This is a genomic window from Campylobacter concisus (genome assembly GCF_902460895.1).
Lineage (GTDB): Bacteria > Campylobacterota > Campylobacteria > Campylobacterales > Campylobacteraceae > Campylobacter_A > Campylobacter_A concisus_BC.
The window spans coordinates 143,623-162,006 of the sequence record NZ_CABPVL010000003.1 but is presented as its reverse complement, the minus strand read 5'-3'; the positions used below and the strand labels follow the sequence as shown (position 1 = coordinate 162,006).

General features: G+C 40.9%; 22 protein-coding genes and 1 pseudogene. 3 read left to right on the top strand and 20 right to left on the bottom strand.

Features of this window, described 5'->3' with window-relative positions; genetic code table 11:
• The 7 genes and pseudogenes from F3G98_RS06615 to F3G98_RS06590 form a co-directional block, all read right to left on the bottom strand.
• Positions 1-1,386, bottom strand: a 1,386-nt coding sequence (locus F3G98_RS06615) for a HAMP domain-containing protein (RefSeq protein ID WP_149725917.1), incomplete at its 3' end; no start/stop codon positions are given.
• A gap of 148 nt (positions 1,387-1,534) precedes the next feature.
• The gene (locus F3G98_RS06610) at positions 1,535-2,353 is read right to left on the bottom strand and encodes a pyridoxamine kinase (RefSeq protein ID WP_103635951.1); all 819 of its coding nucleotides are present in this window, start codon (positions 2,351-2,353) and stop codon (positions 1,535-1,537) included.
• A gap of 3 nt (positions 2,354-2,356) precedes the next feature.
• The gene (locus F3G98_RS06605) at positions 2,357-3,271 is read right to left on the bottom strand and encodes a radical SAM protein (RefSeq protein ID WP_103608479.1); all 915 of its coding nucleotides are present in this window, start codon (positions 3,269-3,271) and stop codon (positions 2,357-2,359) included.
• Positions 3,261-4,283 carry a uroporphyrinogen decarboxylase gene (hemE, locus tag F3G98_RS06600; protein WP_103608480.1) on the bottom strand — a complete coding sequence of 341 codons (1,023 nt, stop codon included), beginning with the start codon at positions 4,281-4,283 and terminating at the stop codon, positions 3,261-3,263. Before hemE ends, F3G98_RS06605 begins: the two co-directional genes overlap by 11 nt.
• A gap of 92 nt (positions 4,284-4,375) precedes the next feature.
• Positions 4,376-4,882 (bottom strand): YqhA family protein, encoded by a 507-nt coding sequence (locus tag F3G98_RS06595; RefSeq protein WP_103608481.1) that lies wholly within the window; start codon positions 4,880-4,882, stop codon positions 4,376-4,378.
• A 96-nt stretch (positions 4,883-4,978) separates the two neighbouring features.
• Positions 4,979-5,065 (bottom strand): annotated as a pseudogene (locus F3G98_RS10800) (hypothetical protein); the annotation flags it as partial.
• A 206-nt stretch (positions 5,066-5,271) separates the two neighbouring features.
• Positions 5,272-6,201, bottom strand: a complete 930-nt coding sequence (locus tag F3G98_RS06590; protein WP_149725916.1) for a ribose-phosphate pyrophosphokinase — start codon at positions 6,199-6,201, stop codon at positions 5,272-5,274.
• A 173-nt stretch (positions 6,202-6,374) separates the two neighbouring features.
• Between F3G98_RS06590 and F3G98_RS06585 the strand changes: the two genes are divergently transcribed.
• Positions 6,375-6,737, top strand: a complete 363-nt coding sequence (locus F3G98_RS06585; protein WP_004317578.1) for a DUF488 domain-containing protein — start codon at positions 6,375-6,377, stop codon at positions 6,735-6,737.
• Here the strand turns inward: F3G98_RS06585 and mnmA are convergent.
• From mnmA to aroQ, 11 genes are read right to left on the bottom strand one after another with little or no spacing between them, the layout of a single operon-like run.
• Positions 6,724-7,776 carry a tRNA 2-thiouridine(34) synthase MnmA gene (gene mnmA, locus F3G98_RS06580; protein ID WP_258030762.1) on the bottom strand — a complete coding sequence of 351 codons (1,053 nt, stop codon included), beginning with the start codon at positions 7,774-7,776 and terminating at the stop codon, positions 6,724-6,726. The genes F3G98_RS06585 and mnmA overlap by 14 nt on opposite strands.
• Before the next feature lie 16 nt (positions 7,777-7,792).
• On the bottom strand, positions 7,793-8,383 hold the full coding sequence (locus F3G98_RS06575; protein WP_087583760.1) for an LOG family protein: 591 nt from the start codon (positions 8,381-8,383) through the stop codon (positions 7,793-7,795).
• On the bottom strand, positions 8,383-9,237 hold the full coding sequence (gene fliY, locus F3G98_RS06570) for a flagellar motor switch protein FliY (RefSeq protein WP_021090090.1): 855 nt from the start codon (positions 9,235-9,237) through the stop codon (positions 8,383-8,385). Before fliY ends, F3G98_RS06575 begins: the two co-directional genes overlap by 1 nt.
• The gene (fliM, locus tag F3G98_RS06565) at positions 9,227-10,330 is read right to left on the bottom strand and encodes a flagellar motor switch protein FliM (RefSeq protein WP_012140115.1); all 1,104 of its coding nucleotides are present in this window, start codon (positions 10,328-10,330) and stop codon (positions 9,227-9,229) included. Before fliM ends, fliY begins: the two co-directional genes overlap by 11 nt.
• Complete coding sequence (locus F3G98_RS06560; RefSeq protein ID WP_004317527.1) at positions 10,330-11,034, bottom strand: RNA polymerase sigma factor FliA; 705 nt, start codon at positions 11,032-11,034, stop codon at positions 10,330-10,332. Before F3G98_RS06560 ends, fliM begins: the two co-directional genes overlap by 1 nt.
• Positions 11,006-11,350, bottom strand: coding sequence for a hypothetical protein (locus F3G98_RS06555; RefSeq protein WP_012140116.1), 345 nt, complete (start codon positions 11,348-11,350; stop codon positions 11,006-11,008). The genes F3G98_RS06560 and F3G98_RS06555 overlap by 29 nt, the downstream gene beginning before the upstream one ends.
• Before the next feature lie 13 nt (positions 11,351-11,363).
• The gene (locus F3G98_RS06550; RefSeq protein WP_103608664.1) at positions 11,364-12,230 is read right to left on the bottom strand and encodes a P-loop NTPase; all 867 of its coding nucleotides are present in this window, start codon (positions 12,228-12,230) and stop codon (positions 11,364-11,366) included.
• Positions 12,223-13,581 carry a flagellar biosynthesis GTPase FlhF gene (gene flhF, locus F3G98_RS06545; RefSeq protein ID WP_087581468.1) on the bottom strand — a complete coding sequence of 453 codons (1,359 nt, stop codon included), beginning with the start codon at positions 13,579-13,581 and terminating at the stop codon, positions 12,223-12,225. The genes F3G98_RS06550 and flhF overlap by 8 nt, the downstream gene beginning before the upstream one ends.
• 9 nt (positions 13,582-13,590) lie before the next feature.
• Positions 13,591-14,067 carry a 2-amino-4-hydroxy-6-hydroxymethyldihydropteridine diphosphokinase gene (gene folK / locus F3G98_RS06540; protein ID WP_021087347.1) on the bottom strand — a complete coding sequence of 159 codons (477 nt, stop codon included), beginning with the start codon at positions 14,065-14,067 and terminating at the stop codon, positions 13,591-13,593.
• Positions 14,064-15,089, bottom strand: coding sequence for a M24 family metallopeptidase (locus F3G98_RS06535; protein WP_103608662.1), 1,026 nt, complete (start codon positions 15,087-15,089; stop codon positions 14,064-14,066). Before F3G98_RS06535 ends, folK begins: the two co-directional genes overlap by 4 nt.
• Positions 15,086-15,565, bottom strand: coding sequence for a type II 3-dehydroquinate dehydratase (aroQ, locus tag F3G98_RS06530; protein ID WP_009294223.1), 480 nt, complete (start codon positions 15,563-15,565; stop codon positions 15,086-15,088). The genes F3G98_RS06535 and aroQ overlap by 4 nt, the downstream gene beginning before the upstream one ends.
• Positions 15,566-15,649: 84 nt before the next feature.
• Between aroQ and mqnF the strand changes: the two genes are divergently transcribed.
• Together mqnF and sppA are read left to right on the top strand one after the other, a co-directional pair.
• Positions 15,650-16,867, top strand: coding sequence for an aminofutalosine deaminase family hydrolase (gene mqnF, locus F3G98_RS06525; RefSeq protein WP_103608661.1), 1,218 nt, complete (start codon positions 15,650-15,652; stop codon positions 16,865-16,867).
• Positions 16,855-17,718 carry a signal peptide peptidase SppA gene (sppA, locus tag F3G98_RS06520; protein WP_103608660.1) on the top strand — a complete coding sequence of 288 codons (864 nt, stop codon included), beginning with the start codon at positions 16,855-16,857 and terminating at the stop codon, positions 17,716-17,718. The genes mqnF and sppA overlap by 13 nt, the downstream gene beginning before the upstream one ends.
• Positions 17,719-17,770: 52 nt before the next feature.
• Here sppA and F3G98_RS06515 read toward each other — a convergent pair whose 3' ends face one another.
• Positions 17,771-18,010, bottom strand: coding sequence for a hypothetical protein (locus F3G98_RS06515; protein WP_012140123.1), 240 nt, complete (start codon positions 18,008-18,010; stop codon positions 17,771-17,773).
• The coding region (locus tag F3G98_RS10405) for a WG repeat-containing protein (RefSeq protein WP_187424561.1) at positions 17,991-18,384 on the bottom strand (394 nt) is incomplete at its 5' end. The genes F3G98_RS06515 and F3G98_RS10405, both read right to left, overlap by 20 nt.

Genomic DNA, 18,384 nt, shown 5'->3' with positions numbered 1-18,384 from the left:
GTCATTTAGCATTTTAGATATCTCAATGCCAAGAGAGTTTATACCACTTGCTATCTTACCATCATCATCAAGTCTTTTTGTGAAGTCTTGGTTTTTATATGTGTTTAGTAGATCAAGTACATCTTTACCATTACTTGATATTGCTTCTTTAAGAGCTACTTGAAGATCTTTAAATGTATTTTTTAGTTGATTTAGAGCTGGGTTATTAGTATCAGCTTCTAGGCTTGCTTCATAGTTACCATCTTTTATCTCGTTTACGAAGGTGTTGGCTTTTTGGATGAAGATACTTTGATCTTTCATACCATCTTCAATGGCCCTTGTATTTTTGTTTATGAGCTCTGCCATTTGACCAAATTCATCTTTAGATGTTATCTCTATAGGCTGTGCTTTGTTTGTCTTGTGATTTAGTAGATCAAAGAAAGATAGCAAGCCTGTTTTTAGTTTGAGGATGATTTTTAGGAGGTAAGACGACATTAGAAGTGAAACTATCACAGAGATGATGATCGCTGCTAAGATAACGCCGATAGCTGAGTAAAATAGCGTATGCAAATCTTTTAAAAGCACATCCTCGTCCATCTCACCAAATAGGTACCAATCAAGGCTTGGGATATATTTTGAGCCAATTATCAAATTTCTCGTGCCGTTAAAGTGACGGATGACGCCGCCATTTTTATTCATCAAGACATCAAATTTCTCTTTGCCAAGGACATCTTTTACATTTACTTTGCCTACCCTGTCACTCTTTTCTATCTTTACGATGCCACTTGAATCAACCATTAGGAATTTACTGCCCTCACCCATGCTTTTTGAAGTGACTAAATTTACGATGTCATCAAGGTTCATGCCTATCGCACTGACGCCATAAAATTTGCCGTCTTTTTCAACCTTGCTATTTACATAAAGTGTTAGCGAGCCAGTAGCTTCTGAGACTTGGATGTTTAGAGAATTTACCTCTTTGCCATTTTTAACGTCAAAGTACCAGCTATCGCGTGGATTGTCCTTACTAAGTTGCTTTAAAATTTTGTCGTTTGTGTAATAGTTTAGAGTTTTATCAGAGACAAACATCGCCGTTGAGAGGTTAAACGCCTTCATAAGGTCGGTGTTGTAGTTAAAAAGCGTTGCTAATCCATCCTTTGGCTCGCCCTCGTCGATCCACTTGAGAAGATAGTCGTTTTTGGTCATCTGATAAGAGGTGTTGATGATCTTATCTATGGCATAGCCGATCTCACCTGCAACGTTAGAGACGGCTAGTGGTAGCTCATCTTTCACAACTTTTTCTGTATATAGGTTGCGAGCTATGTTGTAACTAATGATGCTAACGCCGATTAGTAGCAGCACGATCACAGCTGTCAAAATAACAGAAATTTTAATCCTTAAAGACTTCATAAATCACTCCTTGATCAATATTTGCGTAATTATTCAACTTTTTATATAAAAGTAAAATTAATTTAAATAAATATGAAATTTTGTTTTAACTATGTCACTTTGATGGGTTATAATGACACAAATTTAAATCACTCCCTGCCTTAAAGTGCTAAAAATTTCTAAGCAACTTTTCAAACTGCACACCATAGCTTGTGCGATTATCATCTTTTAGCGTGATCTTGATGCTTTCAAGCACAAAATTTGCTGCCTTTTTGATAGCATTTTGCATGCTTTCTCCATTTATCAGCGAGCCAAAAAGCACTGAAGCGAAGATATCTCCGGTGCCACTTGCGTGAAATGGCAAATACTCGTGAAAATACTCCACTTTTTCTTTCGTCTTTGCATCATAAGCTATGATACCACACTCATTTTGCTTGTATCTAATGCCTTTTAAAACGATCTTTTGCGCGCCAAAACTAGCCAAGCCCTCAAGCAGCTCCAAAATGTAGTCCTCGCCGTATCCCTCGCTTAAAAATGACTTTTCACACATAAAACTTGCCTCAGTTATGTTTGGCGTGATGACGTGTGCCTTTGTGCAAAGCTCTCTCATCTTTGCCACAAATTTCTCATCAAAGCCGTGATAGAGCTTGCCATTATCACCCATGCAAGGATCCACAAGCCTTAGCAAAGAGCCGCTATCAAACTCAGCAAAGACTTTCTCTATAAGCTCAAGCTGCCTAAAACTACCTAAAAATCCAGTGTAAATTCCATCAAAGCTGATGTCCTCTTTGTGCCAAACCTGCGTTATAGCGTCAAATTCATCAGTCAAATCACGAAAAGTGAAATTTTTAAAGCCAGTGTGAGTTGAGAGCAGTGCCGTTGGCAAGATGCACGCCTCGATGCCTTGGGCGCTGATTATGGGAAGTGCGACTGTGAGCGAGCATTTGCCCACGCACGAGATGTCTTGTATAGTTAAAATTCGCTTCATCTATCATCTTAATTTATAAAATTTAACGCCAGCAACGTCAGTTTGATAAACCGCGCCGTCTTGCAAAAGGCTGTTTAAAATTTGCTTTGAGTGCTCTGAGAAATTTTCTTCTACATTTGCCGTAGTTTGCGGACGGCGCTCTAGCATGGCTAAAATTTCACTCTTGCTAAATTCATACTTTTGCTCTATCTTGTGAGCCCTAGCTATGGTGACTGGCACGCCTTTTATCTTGCTTGCAAGCTCTTCAAGCCTACTAGCATCAACGCCTTTTACGTTGTAAGCTGGCGGGCGATCTATCGTGCCCACATCCACTCGGTGCGGGGCTATCTCATTTATAGCCTCATTAAGCGCTATAAATTCCTCTTCTTTGTCGTTAAATCCAGCCACGACCAAAATTTCAAGCACAAGCTCGCCATTAAATTCCTTGCGAAATTTAGCCATTGCCTTTACAAGCTCACCAACTTCTATGCCACTTTTGTTGCGGTCTATCTTTTTAAATGTGCTTTGCACGGCGCTATCAAGGCTAAATTTCACTATATCAAGCCCTTGCAAGGCTTCACAATTTTTTTGATCTCTCGCGCCTGAGCCGTTGCTTAGGATGAGAGTTTTTGCCCTGCCCTTTAGCTCATTGACTTTTGCGATCAGCTCTTTTAAGTATGGATAAAGAGTTGGCTCGCCATTTGCTGTAAGCGTGATGACATCGATGTTTTGATGAGCCTTTAAAGCTTCTTTTAAAGCGCTTATGATTTCATTAACGCTTGGTGGATTTTCTATCTCTTCAACCGGCTTTGCGCCCTTTAGCTCGCAATAAACACAGTCAAAATTGCATGATTTTTGCTTTGGGCTTAGATCGATACCAAGGCTCATGCCAAAACGGCGCGAATTTATCGGCCCAAAGACTGGAGTGCTATCTTGCACTTTTTCTTTGAACCTCTTTTATAAAATATTTTGCGTTTTCAACTGGCACATCAGGCAAGATCCCATGACCAAGGTTGAAAATGTGCGGCACGCCTTTCATCGTGCTTAAAATTTTATCCACGCCCTCATCGATCGCTTTTTTGCTATATAGCCTTGTTGGCTCCATGTTGCCCTGAAGGACGTATCTTGGGCTAAGTTTTTCTTTTGCTAGCTCTATCGGCGTGCTCCAATCGACGCCAAAAACGTCAAATTTACCTGAAATTTTATCCATATATCCGCTTATACCTTTTGGGAAAACGATGACTGGGATCTCTGGAAACTCAGCCTTTACGCTATCAACTATCTTGTTTATATAGCTAAATCCAAACTCAAAATATGCCTGCTCTTCAAGCGCAGCCGCCCAGCTGTCAAAAATTTGCACCGCATTTACGCCAGCTTTTATCTGCTCTTTGACGTAAAGGATGAGTGCTTGCGTCACTTTTTCTAAAATTTGATGTAAAAATTCTGGATTTTGATAGAGCATCTTTTTGCAGATTGCATAGTTTTTGCTACCGCCACCCTCTATCATATATGTAGCTATCGTCCAAGGTGCGCCACAAAAGCCAATGAGCGCCTTATCTTTGGCTAAATTTTCTCTTGTAAGCTTGATCGTGTCATAGACGTATGCTAAGCCTTTAACCGATCTTTCGATACTAAGCGCATCAAGTGCAGCCTCATCACGCAAAGGCTTTGTAAAAACTGGTCCCTCGCCCTTTTCAAAGCGCAGATCCATGCCCATTTCAAGAGGCACGACAAGGATATCACTAAACAAAATCGCCGCATCAACGCCTAGGATTTCAACTGGCTGAAGCGTGACCTCGCTAGCCTTTTTATAGTCTTTGCAAAGCGATAAAAAATCCCCTGCTTTAGCTCTTACAGCCATATACTCTGGCAGATATCTGCCAGCTTGGCGCATCATCCAAACAGGCGTATATGGAGTCGGTTTTTTAAGGCAAGCGTCTATGAAAATCATCAAATTTCCTTTAAATTTTTAAATGGATATTATCCAAAAATAGCTAAAGAAAAGATGTAGGAGAAATTTTAAGCGTAAAAACGCTTAAAATTTTAGTGATCTCCTTTGTGAAGAAAGTAAAGTCCAAGGCAAAGTGCGAGGATAGAAGCCGCAAGATAGGCCATCTCAAGCGGTGTTGTAAAGCTAGCGTGAAGCACTCTTTGGAAGAAATTTACGATGAGGACCATGACGATCACTTTGCCAAGCTTGTCTTTTAGCTCATCAAGAGAGTGAACCTCTAGGACTTTGCTCTGCTTTGACTGCTTTAGCTGTGTGATCTCTGAGATGAAAAGCTCGTAAATTCCGAAGCTAAATATATAAAGAACAAGCGCCATCAAGTATAGATCGATCGCTCCAACTATCTCGCCAACGACCTCTGAATGGAAATTTTCAACGTGAAAATCCGCAGCAAAGAAATATTTATAAACCTCTAAAAGCACCTTGCCGACATCGTAACTTGCGATGATGAAAAGCACGACCGCACCTAAAAGTCCAAAGACTACTGGAAAAAGCGTGAAACTGTTGCTTGCAAGCAAAATTCTCTCAAATATTTTACGCAATAAAAACCCTTTTTGTGAAATTTAAAAAGGGGGGGGGTATTTTATAGTTTTTTCCTTAAAATTTAGGTGCAAAATCGCAATTAATTTTAGTGCAAACTACTCTTGCATCATGGTCCATTTTTGTGCGATCCTAACGGCATTTGTCGCAGCTCCCACACGGATCTGGTCGGCACTGCACCTTAATTACGACTTATTTAAATTTCAGTAGCTAGCATGTAGAAATTTAGTGGTGAGGTTTCATTGCGATTTGTATTTATTTGACTTCAAATTTAGGCTATTCACAAGCAGGATTTTAAGTCTTTTAGACTAGAAATTTAACCCAAAAGATAAATATCAATTAGCCAAAACGAATAAATTTAGCAGGCTAACGCTTTAGCCTGCAATGATTACTAAAATAAGCTATTTACGCTTTCGTTGTGATAAACACGGCGTATCACTTCGCCAAATAGTGAAGCTGTGCTTAGCACTTTTATACAAGGGAGTTCTTCTTTTAACGGGATCGTATCAGTCACCACTAGCTCGTCTAAAAAGCCAAGTTTTAGCCTATCATAAGCTGGTCCGCTAAGCACTGGGTGCGTGCAAAAGGCCATTACACTAGTTGCGCCGCGCTCTTTAAAAATTTCAGCTGCTTTTACGATGGTGCCAGCAGTGTCGATCATATCATCGACCAAGATCACATCTTTGCCTTTCACATCGCCGATCACGTTCATCACTTCGCTCTCGTTTGCTTTTTCACGGCGTTTATCAACGATGACCATATCTAGCAAATTTAGATTTTTCGCCAAGGCTCTAGCACGAGCTACGCCGCCTACATCTGGGCTTGCGACGACTGGGTTTGGTAAATTTTTAGCTTTTACGTAATCGTTAAAGACAATGCTACCATAAAGGTTATCTACTGGGATGTCAAAAAATCCTTGAATTTGCCCTGCGTGAAGGTCCATAGTAACGACTCTGTCAATGCCTGCTATTTGCATCATATTTGCCACTAGTTTTGCAGTGATAGGCACTCTAGGAGCTGCTTTTCTATCTTGTCTAGCGTAGCCAAAATACGGCACGATCGCTGTTATAGAGCTTGCGCTGCTGCGTTTTAAAGCGTCAGTTAAGATAAGAAGCTCCATTAAATTTATATTTGCTGGGGCACATGTTGGCTGGATGACAAAAACATCTTTTCCACGCACGCTTTCGCCGATTTGCACGCTGATCTCACCATCGCTAAATCTTTTTATACTAGCCTCGCTAAGCGGAAGCGACAGATATTGCGAAATTTTCTTCGAAAGCTCGATATTTGCGGTGCCTGAGAAAATTTTATAGCCTCTCATAATAGTAACCTTTTTTAGTGATTTTTATGTTGGGATTTTATCAAAATGAGCTTTAAATTTAAATTTATTTACCAACTATTTTTAGTCAAATTTTCTACTCCAAAAGCCAAAATTTACACTAAATTTTTAAACCATTTTATATTTATAAATTTATGAGGACTAAGATAACAATCATGTTTAAGATATGTAGAATTTACGACTTTATTAAAAGCGACGACGAGAAATTTAAAGGTGTCTTTATCGATAGACTATATCCTAGGGGCGTGAAAAAAGAGATCTTTTCTAGCTTCATCTGGCTAAAATCAGTCACTCCGTCAAACGAGCTAAGGTCATGGTTTCATGAAGATAAGGAGGCTAGGTTTGATGAGTTTTGCAAAAGATTTAGGCAAGAGCTAAATGGCAAAGAGGAACAAGAGGGGCTAAAAGAGCTTAAAAAGCTAGAAAAAGAGTATAAAAACGTGGCGCTTCTAACTGCTGTCAAAGAGCCAGAATTTAGCCACGTTAAAGTGATAAAAGAGGCGCTTAGTTCTTTATAAAACCGCTTGCGATGACGCGATCACCGTCATACATCACGCAAAGCTGACCTTGAGCCACGCCAAGTGCGTTTTGATTTAGCGTTAGTTTTGCGGTTTTACTAGCTTTATCAACCTCTACAAAAGCCTCAAGTTTAGGGCTTCTATACCTTATCTTGGTTTCGCACTCAAATTTATCTTCATCAATAAATAAATTTACATTTTCAAGCTCGACCACCTTTTGAGCAAGGTCATCTTTCGTGCCGACAACGATCTCGTTTTTATCAGCGTTTATCTTGATGACAAAGTGTGGCTCGTGAGCGCCAAAAACCTCAAAGCCACGGCGTTTGCCGATAGTGTAGTGCATGTAGCCTTGGTGGCGGCCGATGATATTGCCGTCTTTACCCACCACGTTGCCTGGCAAATTTGTATTGTAGTGCTTGTTTAAAACCTCGATGTAGGTATTTTCAACAAAGCAAATTTCACTGCTTTCTGCCTGAGTAGCGAACTCTTCAAGCACTTTTACGCCTCTTGCTAGCTCTTTTATGTCTTTTTTAAATTTATCCCCAAGCGGGAAAATGACATCTTTTAGCACCTCTTTTGGCACCTGAGCTAAAAAGTAGCTTTGATCCTTGCTAGGATCTTTGGCGCAGGTTATAAAACCATCAACCACCTGCACGTAGTGCCCAGTAGCAAGCTTCTCGCAGCCATTTGCCTTTGCAAAGTCAAGTAGAGCACCAAGCTTTATAAATTTATTACACAAGGCGCAAGGATTGGGCGTTTTGCCCTCTTTATAAAGCCTGACAAATGGATCATAGACATATTCGTTAAATTTATCCTGCAGGTCAAGGATATGCACTTTGATGCCAAGGTATTCGCCTACTTTTTTGACTTTTCTGATGTTTTCTTCGTGATATCCTGGCTTTTGATGAAGCATCATGTAGCAGCCTTGCACCTCATGTCCAGCCTCTTGCAGAAATTTAGCCGTCATCGTACTATCTACGCCGCCACTCATTGCAACCATTATTTTCATATTTTTACCTTTTTTAAATTTAAAGGCGATATTTTATATCTTATTTTTAAATAGCCAAAATTTCACTTACGATAAGCTCTATATCATCGGTGATTTTATATAAATTTAGATCTTCTTCGTTTATCGTTTTTTGAGGGATCAGCGTCTTTCGTATAAACTCATCAAGACCTTGCCAAAACTCGCATCCGTAAAGAAAAATTTTCACTTTTTTGCTGCCAACGTGAGCTAGGACTAAAATTTCAAATAGCTCATCAAGCGTCCCAAAGCCGCCAGGGAAGACGACAAATGCGATAGAGCTATCAGTTAGGGCAAATTTTCTTGGACTTAAATTTGAAAAGAGGTATTTTGCAGTGACGTATGGATTTGTTTGTTGTTCAAACGGCAGCCTCACGTTTAGTGCGACGCTAGGGGATTTTGCGCTATCAAACGCACCCTTGTTTGCCGCCCTCATTATGCCATCTCCGCCACCAGTTAAGATGGCAAAACCTAGCTCATTTAGCTTGTAAGCTAGCTCGTATGCCTTTTTGCAGTAGAAATTTTCTTCATCAAATCTAGCCGAGCCAAAGAAGGTTACATTTTTGTTTTTATACTTTAAAACGCTTGGAAATTTTAAGAGATCATTTACTAATTCATTCATTATTTTAACTGCTGAAGCCTCTCGCGTTTTGAGCCTATCTGAGTGATCTGGATGCCAAAGTTGCCGTCTATTATGACAACTTCGCCAAGTGCTATCACCTTATCTCCTATCAAAATTTCAAGCGGGTCGTTTGCTAGCTGATTTAGCTCGATGACTGAGCCTATATCCATAGTGAGCACATCTTTTAAGAGCATCCTTTTTGAGCCGATACGAACACGCATTGGAAGTCTTACGTCCATAATAAGGCCGATATTTCTCATCTCTTCTGCGCTAAATTCGCCCTTTAGTGCATGAGGAGCGGCTGCGGCTTTTGCTGCATCTGCTGGCTCACTTTTAGCAGGCTCAAAAAATCTCATAAGCGTGTGATCGCAGACAAAAGCCACATGCTCATTTAGATCCTCGATCTTTATGTTAAACAAAAAAAGCTTTTCAAAAACGCTAAAATCAAGCGATGAGTTTTCATCTAAGAAATTTACATTTATCACCTCAAAGCTGATCTTTGGCATGCCCTTTTGCGCTCCAAGAGAGGTGCTAAATGCGCTAAAAAGGTTTGAAAATATCTCTTTTGCAGCGTCAAGCTCGTCGCTACCGAGATTTTCATTCTTTGAAATTTCTTCTTCGCCCATCATCCACTCGCTAACTGCGCTTATGAGCACCGGCGTGCAAGCGATCTCAGCTTTTGCATTGATGTCGCCGCTTAATGTCACACTAGCCATGACAACTGGCGGTTTTATACCATTTTGCGCTGGCGCGTCAAATTCGTTTCTCTCGCCGATCTCTGGTGCTCTACCAGTTAGCCCTTCAATGGTCGCTTTTAACTCATTTGAAAAGATGTTAAAAAATTCATTCGTCATTATCTTCGCTCTCTTCTTCGTTGTTGTGTTCGTTGGCCTCGTCGTATGCCATTAGTTTTGCTTTTCGCTCTTCTTCGTATTTTTCTAGGATGTGTTTGATCTCGTCTTTATCAGAGCGGATTAGCTGCTCGATCTTGATAGACTTTCTAAATCTATGAAGCCCAACTTCAGCCAAAAATACCTCTTTTTTATCGATGCAAACGATCGCCTTATCATCAGCGCCTCTATCAAGCCTTAAGATATCGCCCTCTTTTAAATTTAAAAACTCATTTACGCTAACGATTGACTTACCAAGGATCGCCTCATAAAGCACCTCAGCACGGCCTATTAGCGTTTTTAGCTCTTTGTTTCTACTCTTTTTAGCGCTAGTTTCGCCAAGCATGATGTCTCTGTTTGCAAGGCGCGAAAGGATCGGCTCTAGGTAGATGACTGGATAGCATAAATTTATCATGCCGCTTGAGCCACCAACGATGATCTCCATGACGACCATGATGACGATCTCGTTTTGAGATACGATCTGAACGACGTTTGGACTGCTCTCTTTAGCCTCGACGTTTGGATACATATCAGTTATCATCGACCAGCTCTCTTTTAGGCGCTGCATGATCATCCTAAGCACCGCATCAAGTAAATTTACCTCGATGTCAGTTAGCTCTCTGTTTGCCTCGAAATTTTCACCAGTTCCGCCAAGCAAGCGATCTATCATAGGAAAAGCTATGCTTGGATTTATCTCTAAGATGCAGTTTCCATCAAGCGGCTTGATAGAAAAGACGTTAAAGCTAGTTGGGCTTGGCAAACTCATCAAAAACTCGCCGTATGTCATCTGATCTACGCTGTGAAGTCTAAGCTCGACGATACTTCTCATGACGCTTGAAATTTGACTAGCTAGGTTTCTAGCAAGCTTGTCGTGGATGCCTTTTATCGCACGGAGCTGCTCTTTACTAACGCGGTTTGGGCGCTTGAAGTCATAGATAATGATCTGTTTTTGTTCGCCTTGTGGGCTCTCTTCTATCTCGATATTGCTCGTATCGCCGTCTTCATCGACGACTTCAAGTAGCGCATCTATCTCTTCTTGACTTAAAATATCAGCCATTAAACCCCCAAGCTGCGTCTGATGCGATCAAGCAAACGTTTATGAATTTGTGAAATTCTACTCTCGCTGATGTTCATTATCTCGCTGATCTCTTTTAAATTTAGCTCTTCGTAGTAGTAAAGCTGAACTATCATCTGATCACGCTCGTCAAAGTCTTTTAACGCACTTTCGATCTTTAAGATAAGATCCTCTTTTTCTACGCTTTTTTCAACATCGCTTTGACCGATTAGCTCCATTTGCTCGTCTATTGGCAAGATAGTGATGATACCGCTAACTCCCCTTGCCTCTCTTATCTTTTCGATATCTTCATTTAGTTTTTCAGCCAGATACTCGTCGCTTGGCTCTTCTTCGTGCGTGTTAAAGTAGTTATCTATCTCGGTATTTATGCTCTTTACTAGCTTTCTGTCGCTTCTACTAACGACGTCAAGCGCTCTTAGGTAGTCAAGCATCGAGCCATAAATTCTCTTTTTGCCATATCCCCAAAATGAGTCGTTTTGCTCTTTATCATACTTCCTGCTAAGCTTTATCATCTCCTCAACACCAACGCTTATAAGGTCGTTTACGTCAATGCTTGAAGGCAAGCGCTCCTTTAGTCTAAACGCCATTGCACGCAGAGCTGGCATGTATTTTAAGACGATCTCGTCTTGCTCCTTTTTAATGGTACTTTTATAAGCGTTAAGCTGCTTTTGCTTTAGTTCGTACATTTTGCTTACCAGAGTCTAAATTTTCGGTGGTTACTTTTAGCATGATATTTTCCATCCGTTTTTCCCTAACGTTTAGCTCAGAGATGAGATAGTCCGCGATCTCCTCATGTCTTTGCTTGTCAAAAAATTTCTTCAAAGTCCTTTTTACATCGACGTAGTTCATTATCACGATGTGAATTATAAGGTAAAAAAATAAAGTAATAACTAGCGTATAAACGAGCATTTCGATAGGCTCACTTACCTTTAGCAAGGTAAAAACTATGCCTATGAAAAATCCACAAACCGTAAAAAATGCTATAAAATTTTCTGCACGCAAAGCTCAATCTCCATTAAAATTGTTCTATCAAACGCTTAAAGAAGCCCCCAAAGCTCCTGCTTTGCTCATCTTTAAGCACTTTTCGTTCCAACCTATAAAGCAAATTCGAAGCTATCTGTTTGATCTGCACGCTAGCAGAGCCGTAAGCTTCGTCATCTGTAAAAAGCGTCCTTTGCTTTATGCTCCTTGCTACGCTCTTATCAGAAGCCACGTAGCCAATTAGCTCTAAATTTAAATTTGGCCCAATATTTGCATTTGCCACTCGCTTTACATTTTCATAAATTCTAGTGGCCTCAGCCTCGTTTTTTACCATATTTAAAAGCAAAAGCTCGCTATTTTTAAACCTTGAAACGATCTTTATGACCGCGTACGCGTCAGTTATCGCCGCAGGGTCAGGCACAGTCACCACGACAACCTCATCAGCCGCCTCTAAAAAGAGCTGTGTGCTGCCGCCTATGCCAGCTCCAGTGTCGATAATCAAAAAGTCAAGCCCATCAAGCTCGCTCGCCTCATCTAAAAATCTCTCAAATAAAAATTGATTGTTAAATTTCAAAATTTCATCGCCGCTCTCGCCAGGGATAAGGATGAGATTTTTATTTATAGGTATCAAGATATCTTTTAGGCTGCACTCGCCCTTTAGCACGTGAAGCAGGTTTTTGCCCATTTTGACGTTTAAGATCACATCAAGGTTTGCAAGGCCGATATCAGCGTCAAAAAGCCCTACTTTATAGCCATTTTGCGACAAGACATTTGCCAAATTTGCACTTATCGTGCTCTTACCAACGCCGCCTTTGCCACTTGTAATCGCTATAAAATGCGTATTTTTAGCCTTATTTTGAGACTGAACTAAATTTTGTAGTTTTTGCGCTTGGTTATTCATCGCTAGCCTTTTGCTTTGTAAAGCCGTCAAACACGCACTCTACTAAAAATTCGCTCTTTGCCTCTACGAGATCATCAGGCACCTCTTGACCCACGCTAAAGTAGCTAACTGGCGTGTTTGTCTCATATATGAGCGAAAAGACGTTACCAAAAATTTTGGTCTCGTCAAATTTTGTGATTATTAAGGTGTCGATCTCCAAAAATGAAAATCCATTATAAATTTCTATTAGATCCTCGACCTTTGAGCCAGCCGAGAGGACTAAATTTACATCGATTTTTGCGCCGCTATGCTTTAAAAATTTATCAAGTCTTTCAAGTTTTTCTTTGTCATACTGCGAATTTCCAGTGGTGTCGATTAGTATCACATCGCAGTAGCTAAGCTGCTTTATGGCGTTTTGAAAGTCCTCGACCTCTATGACATCAAGGATGGGTAGTTTCATCATCTTAGCGTATTGAAAGAGCTGCTCGACCGCTCCGATACGATACGTATCAAGGGTGATGATGCCCGTTTTATAGCGCTTTTCGTTGCCGTATGCAAAACGAGCCGCGAGCTTTGCAAGAGTCGTCGTCTTGCCAACTCCAGTTGGACCAACTAGCATCATTATGCGCTGTTTTTTGTCACCGAGCTCTTTTCTGCAAGGCAGCATATTTCTCAAAAGTGAGTAGAAGTACCTTTTTACCGCGGTTGGGTTGCTTTTCATAGAAACAGGCAAATTTTCAAGCGTCGTTTGCATGATCGCCTCTAGATGCTCCTCTTTCATGCCACTTTGTTTTGCGAGCTTGTAGATAGTAGCAAACTCTGGTGGGATCGAGAGATTGTTGCGATTTGGTGCTTTTTCGTCCCAGATCATATCTGTTATCAGCCCTATTTTCTCGCTTAGCACGCTTACTTGCTTTGCCACGTCGTCTATTTTTTTATTCATGCCATTTGTATTTGGCTCTTTTATCTCGTTCATATCGACATTTGCGATCGCGCTTATCTCTTTTGCGACGTCTGAGATATTTAAAAGCACGCTCTCATTTGGATCGTAAGGCTCAGGCGACGTCGTCTTTGCTTCAAATTTAGCAGGCTCCTCTTTTATCTCAAATTTTGGCTTTGGAGGCTCGTAGTTTTTGCTAAATTTAGAGTAGGCATTTTCATAGTTTATTGCTTTTACATTTGGCTTTGGCGGCTGTTTTACCTCGTCTTCTTCGACGCTTACTAAAATTTCATAAAGCGGCTTTTTGTTTATCGTTTTGGCTTGAATTTGCTTTGTGGTAACGAGTATGGCCTTCTCGCCGCACGCTTCTTGAGCCTTTTTCAAAGCCTCGATGGTGCTCTCACCTGTAAAAGTATGAAATTTTGTAGCCATTTATATCCTTTAACCTCTCATAAGCCCTAGTGGCACGATCACGCTAAGCCTCTTACTAGCCCCTGGGTGCGGGACGATAAGGCGCGGCGTCTTATAGACTTTTTTACTAAAATACAAAATATCCAGATCAAGCGTGCGTGGCGCATTTTTAAATGTCCTCACGCGCTTAAATTTACTCTCATAATGCCCTAAAATTTTTAGCAAATTTCTAGGGCTCATAGATGTTTGTAAATTTATAACAGCGTTACTAAAATCATCCTGCGCTTCGTAGCCAAACGCCGCATTTATAAGGATCGGCGAGACTTCGACTACGTGAAAACGCCTATCTTCACTAATCGCTCTTATAAATTTATCAAACCTCTTTGCGCTATCGCCGATGTTGCCACCCATGCCAACTAGCGCCTCATACTTAAACTCATCTCTTTTATGAAAAAAACTAGGGCAAAAACGGCTTTTTACGATCTTCCTTGCTCCAGCTAGCCTCATAAGATCTCACACCCACCTTCTCTTGCGACCACCACGTCCTCGATGCGCACGCCAAATTCATTTTCTAGATAAATTCCAGGCTCCACGCTAAAGACCATGCCCTCTTTTATGAGCGTTTCGCTTCTTGCTGAGATGACTGGAAGCTCGTGTATATCGACACCCACGCCGTGTCCTGTCGAGTGAAAAAAGGCCTTTTCATATCCAGCCTTTGCTATGACGCTTCTTGCTGCAAGGTCTATCTCGCACGCCCTAACGCCAGCTCTTGCGACCTTTATCGCAGCAGCCTGAGCCTCTTTTACGATCTCGTAAATTTCTTGCATCTTAGCGTTTTTAAATTTTTGCTCCTTTGAGAAGTTAAAATTTTCATCAAAGCAAGCAGTTCTGGTGCGATCAGAGCAGTAACGCTTAAATTTCACCCCGGCGTCAAGTAGCAGCAAATCGCCCTTTTTTAAAATTTTATCTCCAGGTAGCGCATGCGCCTTTGCGGCATTTTCGTTTATCGCTACGATCGGATCAAAGCTAAGACCTAGCTCATTTTTTTGCCTAAAGATGAGCGAGGCGTTAAAATGAAGCTCTTTTTCGCTCATCCCTTCGCCATTTTCACGCACAAATTTAGCAAATTCATCAAAGCATTTTGCTCCGAATTCGCTAGCCTTTTTTAAAATTTTTATCTCATCTTCGCTCTTGCAAATTCTCTTTAGCCTAGAGAAATTTGCCTTTGGCTTGAAATTTATCTTAAAACCCTTGCTAAGCGCGTTAAACTCGCTTAGACTTAGCTCATCAGGGTTAAAAATGAGGCTGCTTGGCTTCATCTTTCTTAAAAATGCCCTAACCTCGCTTATTAAATTTCTCTGTGCCAAAAGAACGACCACGCCTGCATTTACGCAGCTTTTTGCCTCGAAATAATACCTAGCGTCCGTAAAAAAGTATTTCACGCCATCAACGCATAGCAAAAACTCATTGTCGCAGCTGTAGCCGCACTCGTAAAATACGGCGTTTTCGTCCTTTAAGATGAAATTCATTGCGCGTTTTGATTTGCTCTTACTGCTTTGATTTGCTCAAAAATTTGAAGCATGCCTATCATCGCCAAATGATAGCCAACTGGTCCAAAGCCCACGATCTGGCCTGCTGCAACTGGTGCGATGAGGCTTTTGTGGCGGAACTCTTCTCTTCTATAAACGTTGCTGATATGCACCTCGATAACTGGCAGCGCAACCGCACTTAGCGCGTCACGGATAGCGATAGAGGTGTGAGTGTAAGCGGCTGGATTTATGATGATGCCGTCAGCATCGCCCAAGCACTCTTGGATCTTATCGACTAGCTCGCCCTCAAGGTTGCTTTGAAAAAACTCGATCTCAACGTCATTTTGATCGGCAACGATCTTCATTTGAGAGTGGATATCCTCCATCTTCATAACGCCGTAAATTCCTGGCTCTCTAGCGCCAAGCATGTTGATATTTGGGCCTTGGATAACCATTATTTTTAGCTTCTTATCCATGTCACTCCTTTTTGATTAAATAGCCCAAATTATACATTTTCGTTCCTAAATTTTCGCTACAATAACAAAAATTTAAGGCTAGAAATGGAAATTTTAAAAGCAAAAAAGATCATCACTGGCGGAGAAAATCCAAAAATTTTAAGAAATTCTTGTCTAGTCATCGATGATGATAAAATTTTAGAAATTACAAGCGAAAAAGAGGCGCAAAAGAAATTTAAAGATGCGAAAATTTGCGACTTTGGTGATAGCGTGATCGCCCCAGCTTTTATAAATTCACACGTTCATTTGGAGTTTAGCTCAAACGTTAGCACACTAAAATATGGTGATTTTATAAAATGGCTTGGCTCTATCATCGATAAAGGCGGCGAGCTAGCTAAAATGGACGCTAAAAAAGCGATGAGTGAAGCTATAAATTCGCTACTAAAAAGTGGAGTTTGTGCCATTGGAGAGATATCTAGCTTTGGCTCGGAGCTTGAAATTTTAGCCACTAGTCCGCTAAAAGTCGTGCTTTTTAGTGAAATTTTAGGCTCAAATGAGCAGATGGCTCAGCAAAATTTGCAAAATTTCTTAGCTAAATTTGAAAAAACAAAGGGCTATAAAAGCCAAAATTTCACCCCAGCTATCTCGCTGCACTCGCCCTACTCTGTGCACCCAAAGCTCGCCAAGGCCGCCCTTGAGATAGCTAAAAAAGACGACCTTCTTGTTAGCACACACTTTTTAGAGAGCAAGGCTGAAAAGCAGTGGCTAGAGCATGGCAGCGGTGGCTTTAAAAAGCATCTTTTAAGATTTAACCCTGATCCAAAGCCGATGTATGACGCGGATGGCTATTTTGCGATGTTTCGTGAGATAGATACGCTATTTACGCACTGCGTTTATGTGAGCGATTTTGCTAAATTTAAGCCTCATCACAGCGTGACACACTGCGCCGTTTCAAACAGGCTACTTGGTAAAAAGGCGCTAAATTTAAAAGAAATTTTCAAAAACAACGTTAGTCTAAATATCGGCACAGACGGCCTTAGCTCAAATATCAGCCTAAATTTCTGGCATGAACTAAGAGCTGCCCTATTTACCCACGCCAGCCTTGATCTAAACGAGCTTGCCACTAGGCTTTTTATCGCTGCAACGCATGGTGGCGCAAAAGCGCTTAGGACAAATAACGGCGAGATAAAGGCTGGACGTGCGGCTGATCTTGCCGTCTATAACGACCTAGAGTGCGACGATAGCGAGCTAATACTTCAGCTCATACTTCATACAAACGAGGCTAAAAAACTATATATCGGAGGCAAAATTTGCAAATTTTAAGGCTTATTTTTAGAGGAATTTTGGGAATTTTTAAATTTATAAATAACTACTTTAAAGCGCTCATATTTTTACTCATCTTATTTTTTATTTTCGCGCCAGATGGCAAGATGAAAGAGCCAAATTTGGCCCGCATAGACATAACTGGCACGATAGTGGATACTAGCGAAATTTTAGATGCGCTCGAAAAAGCAAGGCTGGATAGCAACATCAAAGGCGTGCTGCTCTACATCGACAGCCCAGGCGGTGCGCTAAGCCCGAGCGTGGAGCTAGCCATGGCGGTCAAGCGACTAAAAGAGAGCAAAAAAGTGCTCGCATACGCAGCTGGCAACATGGCGAGTGGTAGCTACTACGCTGGCGTAAATGCCGACGCCATCATCGCAAATCCTGGCGCTTTCATCGGCTCGATCGGCGTCATCATGCAGGGGGCAAACATCGAAAATTTAGCCAAAAATCTAGGCGTGAGCGAGCAGGTGGTGAAGGCTGGCGAGTTTAAAGAGGCTGGCACCTTTATGAGGAGTTGGAGTAAGCAGGAGCGTGAGAGCTTGCAAGGGCTCGTAAATGACGCTTACATGCTATTTGTAAGCGACGTGGCGGAGGCTAGAAATTTAGACATCAAGAAAAAAGACGAGTGGGCAAATGCAAGGGTCTTTTTGGCGCAGAATGCCCTAAAAATGGGGCTGATAGATAGCCTTGGTAGCTACATAGACGCTCAAAACGAGTTAGCAAAAATGAGCCTCGTAGATGAGCCCGTCTGGCAAGAAAAACCGCAGCTCGAAAAGATAATGGAGAAATTTACAAAGCAAGGCATAAACTCGCTTTTTGGCGTATTTTTTGAGACAAAGCTTAGATAAATAAACCAGCCAAGTTAAATTTAACTGGCTGGCAAAGCTTTTTATAGCTAGTTTATCTGAAATTCCCTTCGCTATCCACGAAGAGTTCTCGCTCTGCTATTTTTATCAAAAAAGTAGTTTCATTTATCCTTTGAAGCACCTCAAATTTATCATAAATGCTATTTTTGATAATGACATTAAACTTTTCATCCAAAAGTCCAAATTTATCACCTAGTCGTGATAAGTAGAAAGTGTTATTTGACCTGTCTATAGCCTTATCAGGCACATCTATCTCATTTTTTGCTTTCGTCAAAAATAACAGAACATCCTTTGGTGTTTATATAACCCCATTTGCCGTCTTTTTTAACTCTAGCAAAACCTTCGTTAAAATCATAAGCGTCATCAAATTTACACTCTACGATCTGCTCACCTTTGGTATTTATATATCCGCACTTGCCATCTTTTTGAACAGCAGCAAGACCTTCGTTAAAACTCCAAGCAAAATCAAATTTACACTCTATGATCTGTTCGCCTTTGGTGTTTATATAACCCCATTTGCCATCTTTTTCAACCCAAGCAAAACCTTCACTAAAACAATAAGCATCATCAAATTTACACTCTATGATCTGTTCGCCTTTGGTGTTTATATATCCCCATTTGCCGTCTTTTTTAACTCTAGCAAAACCT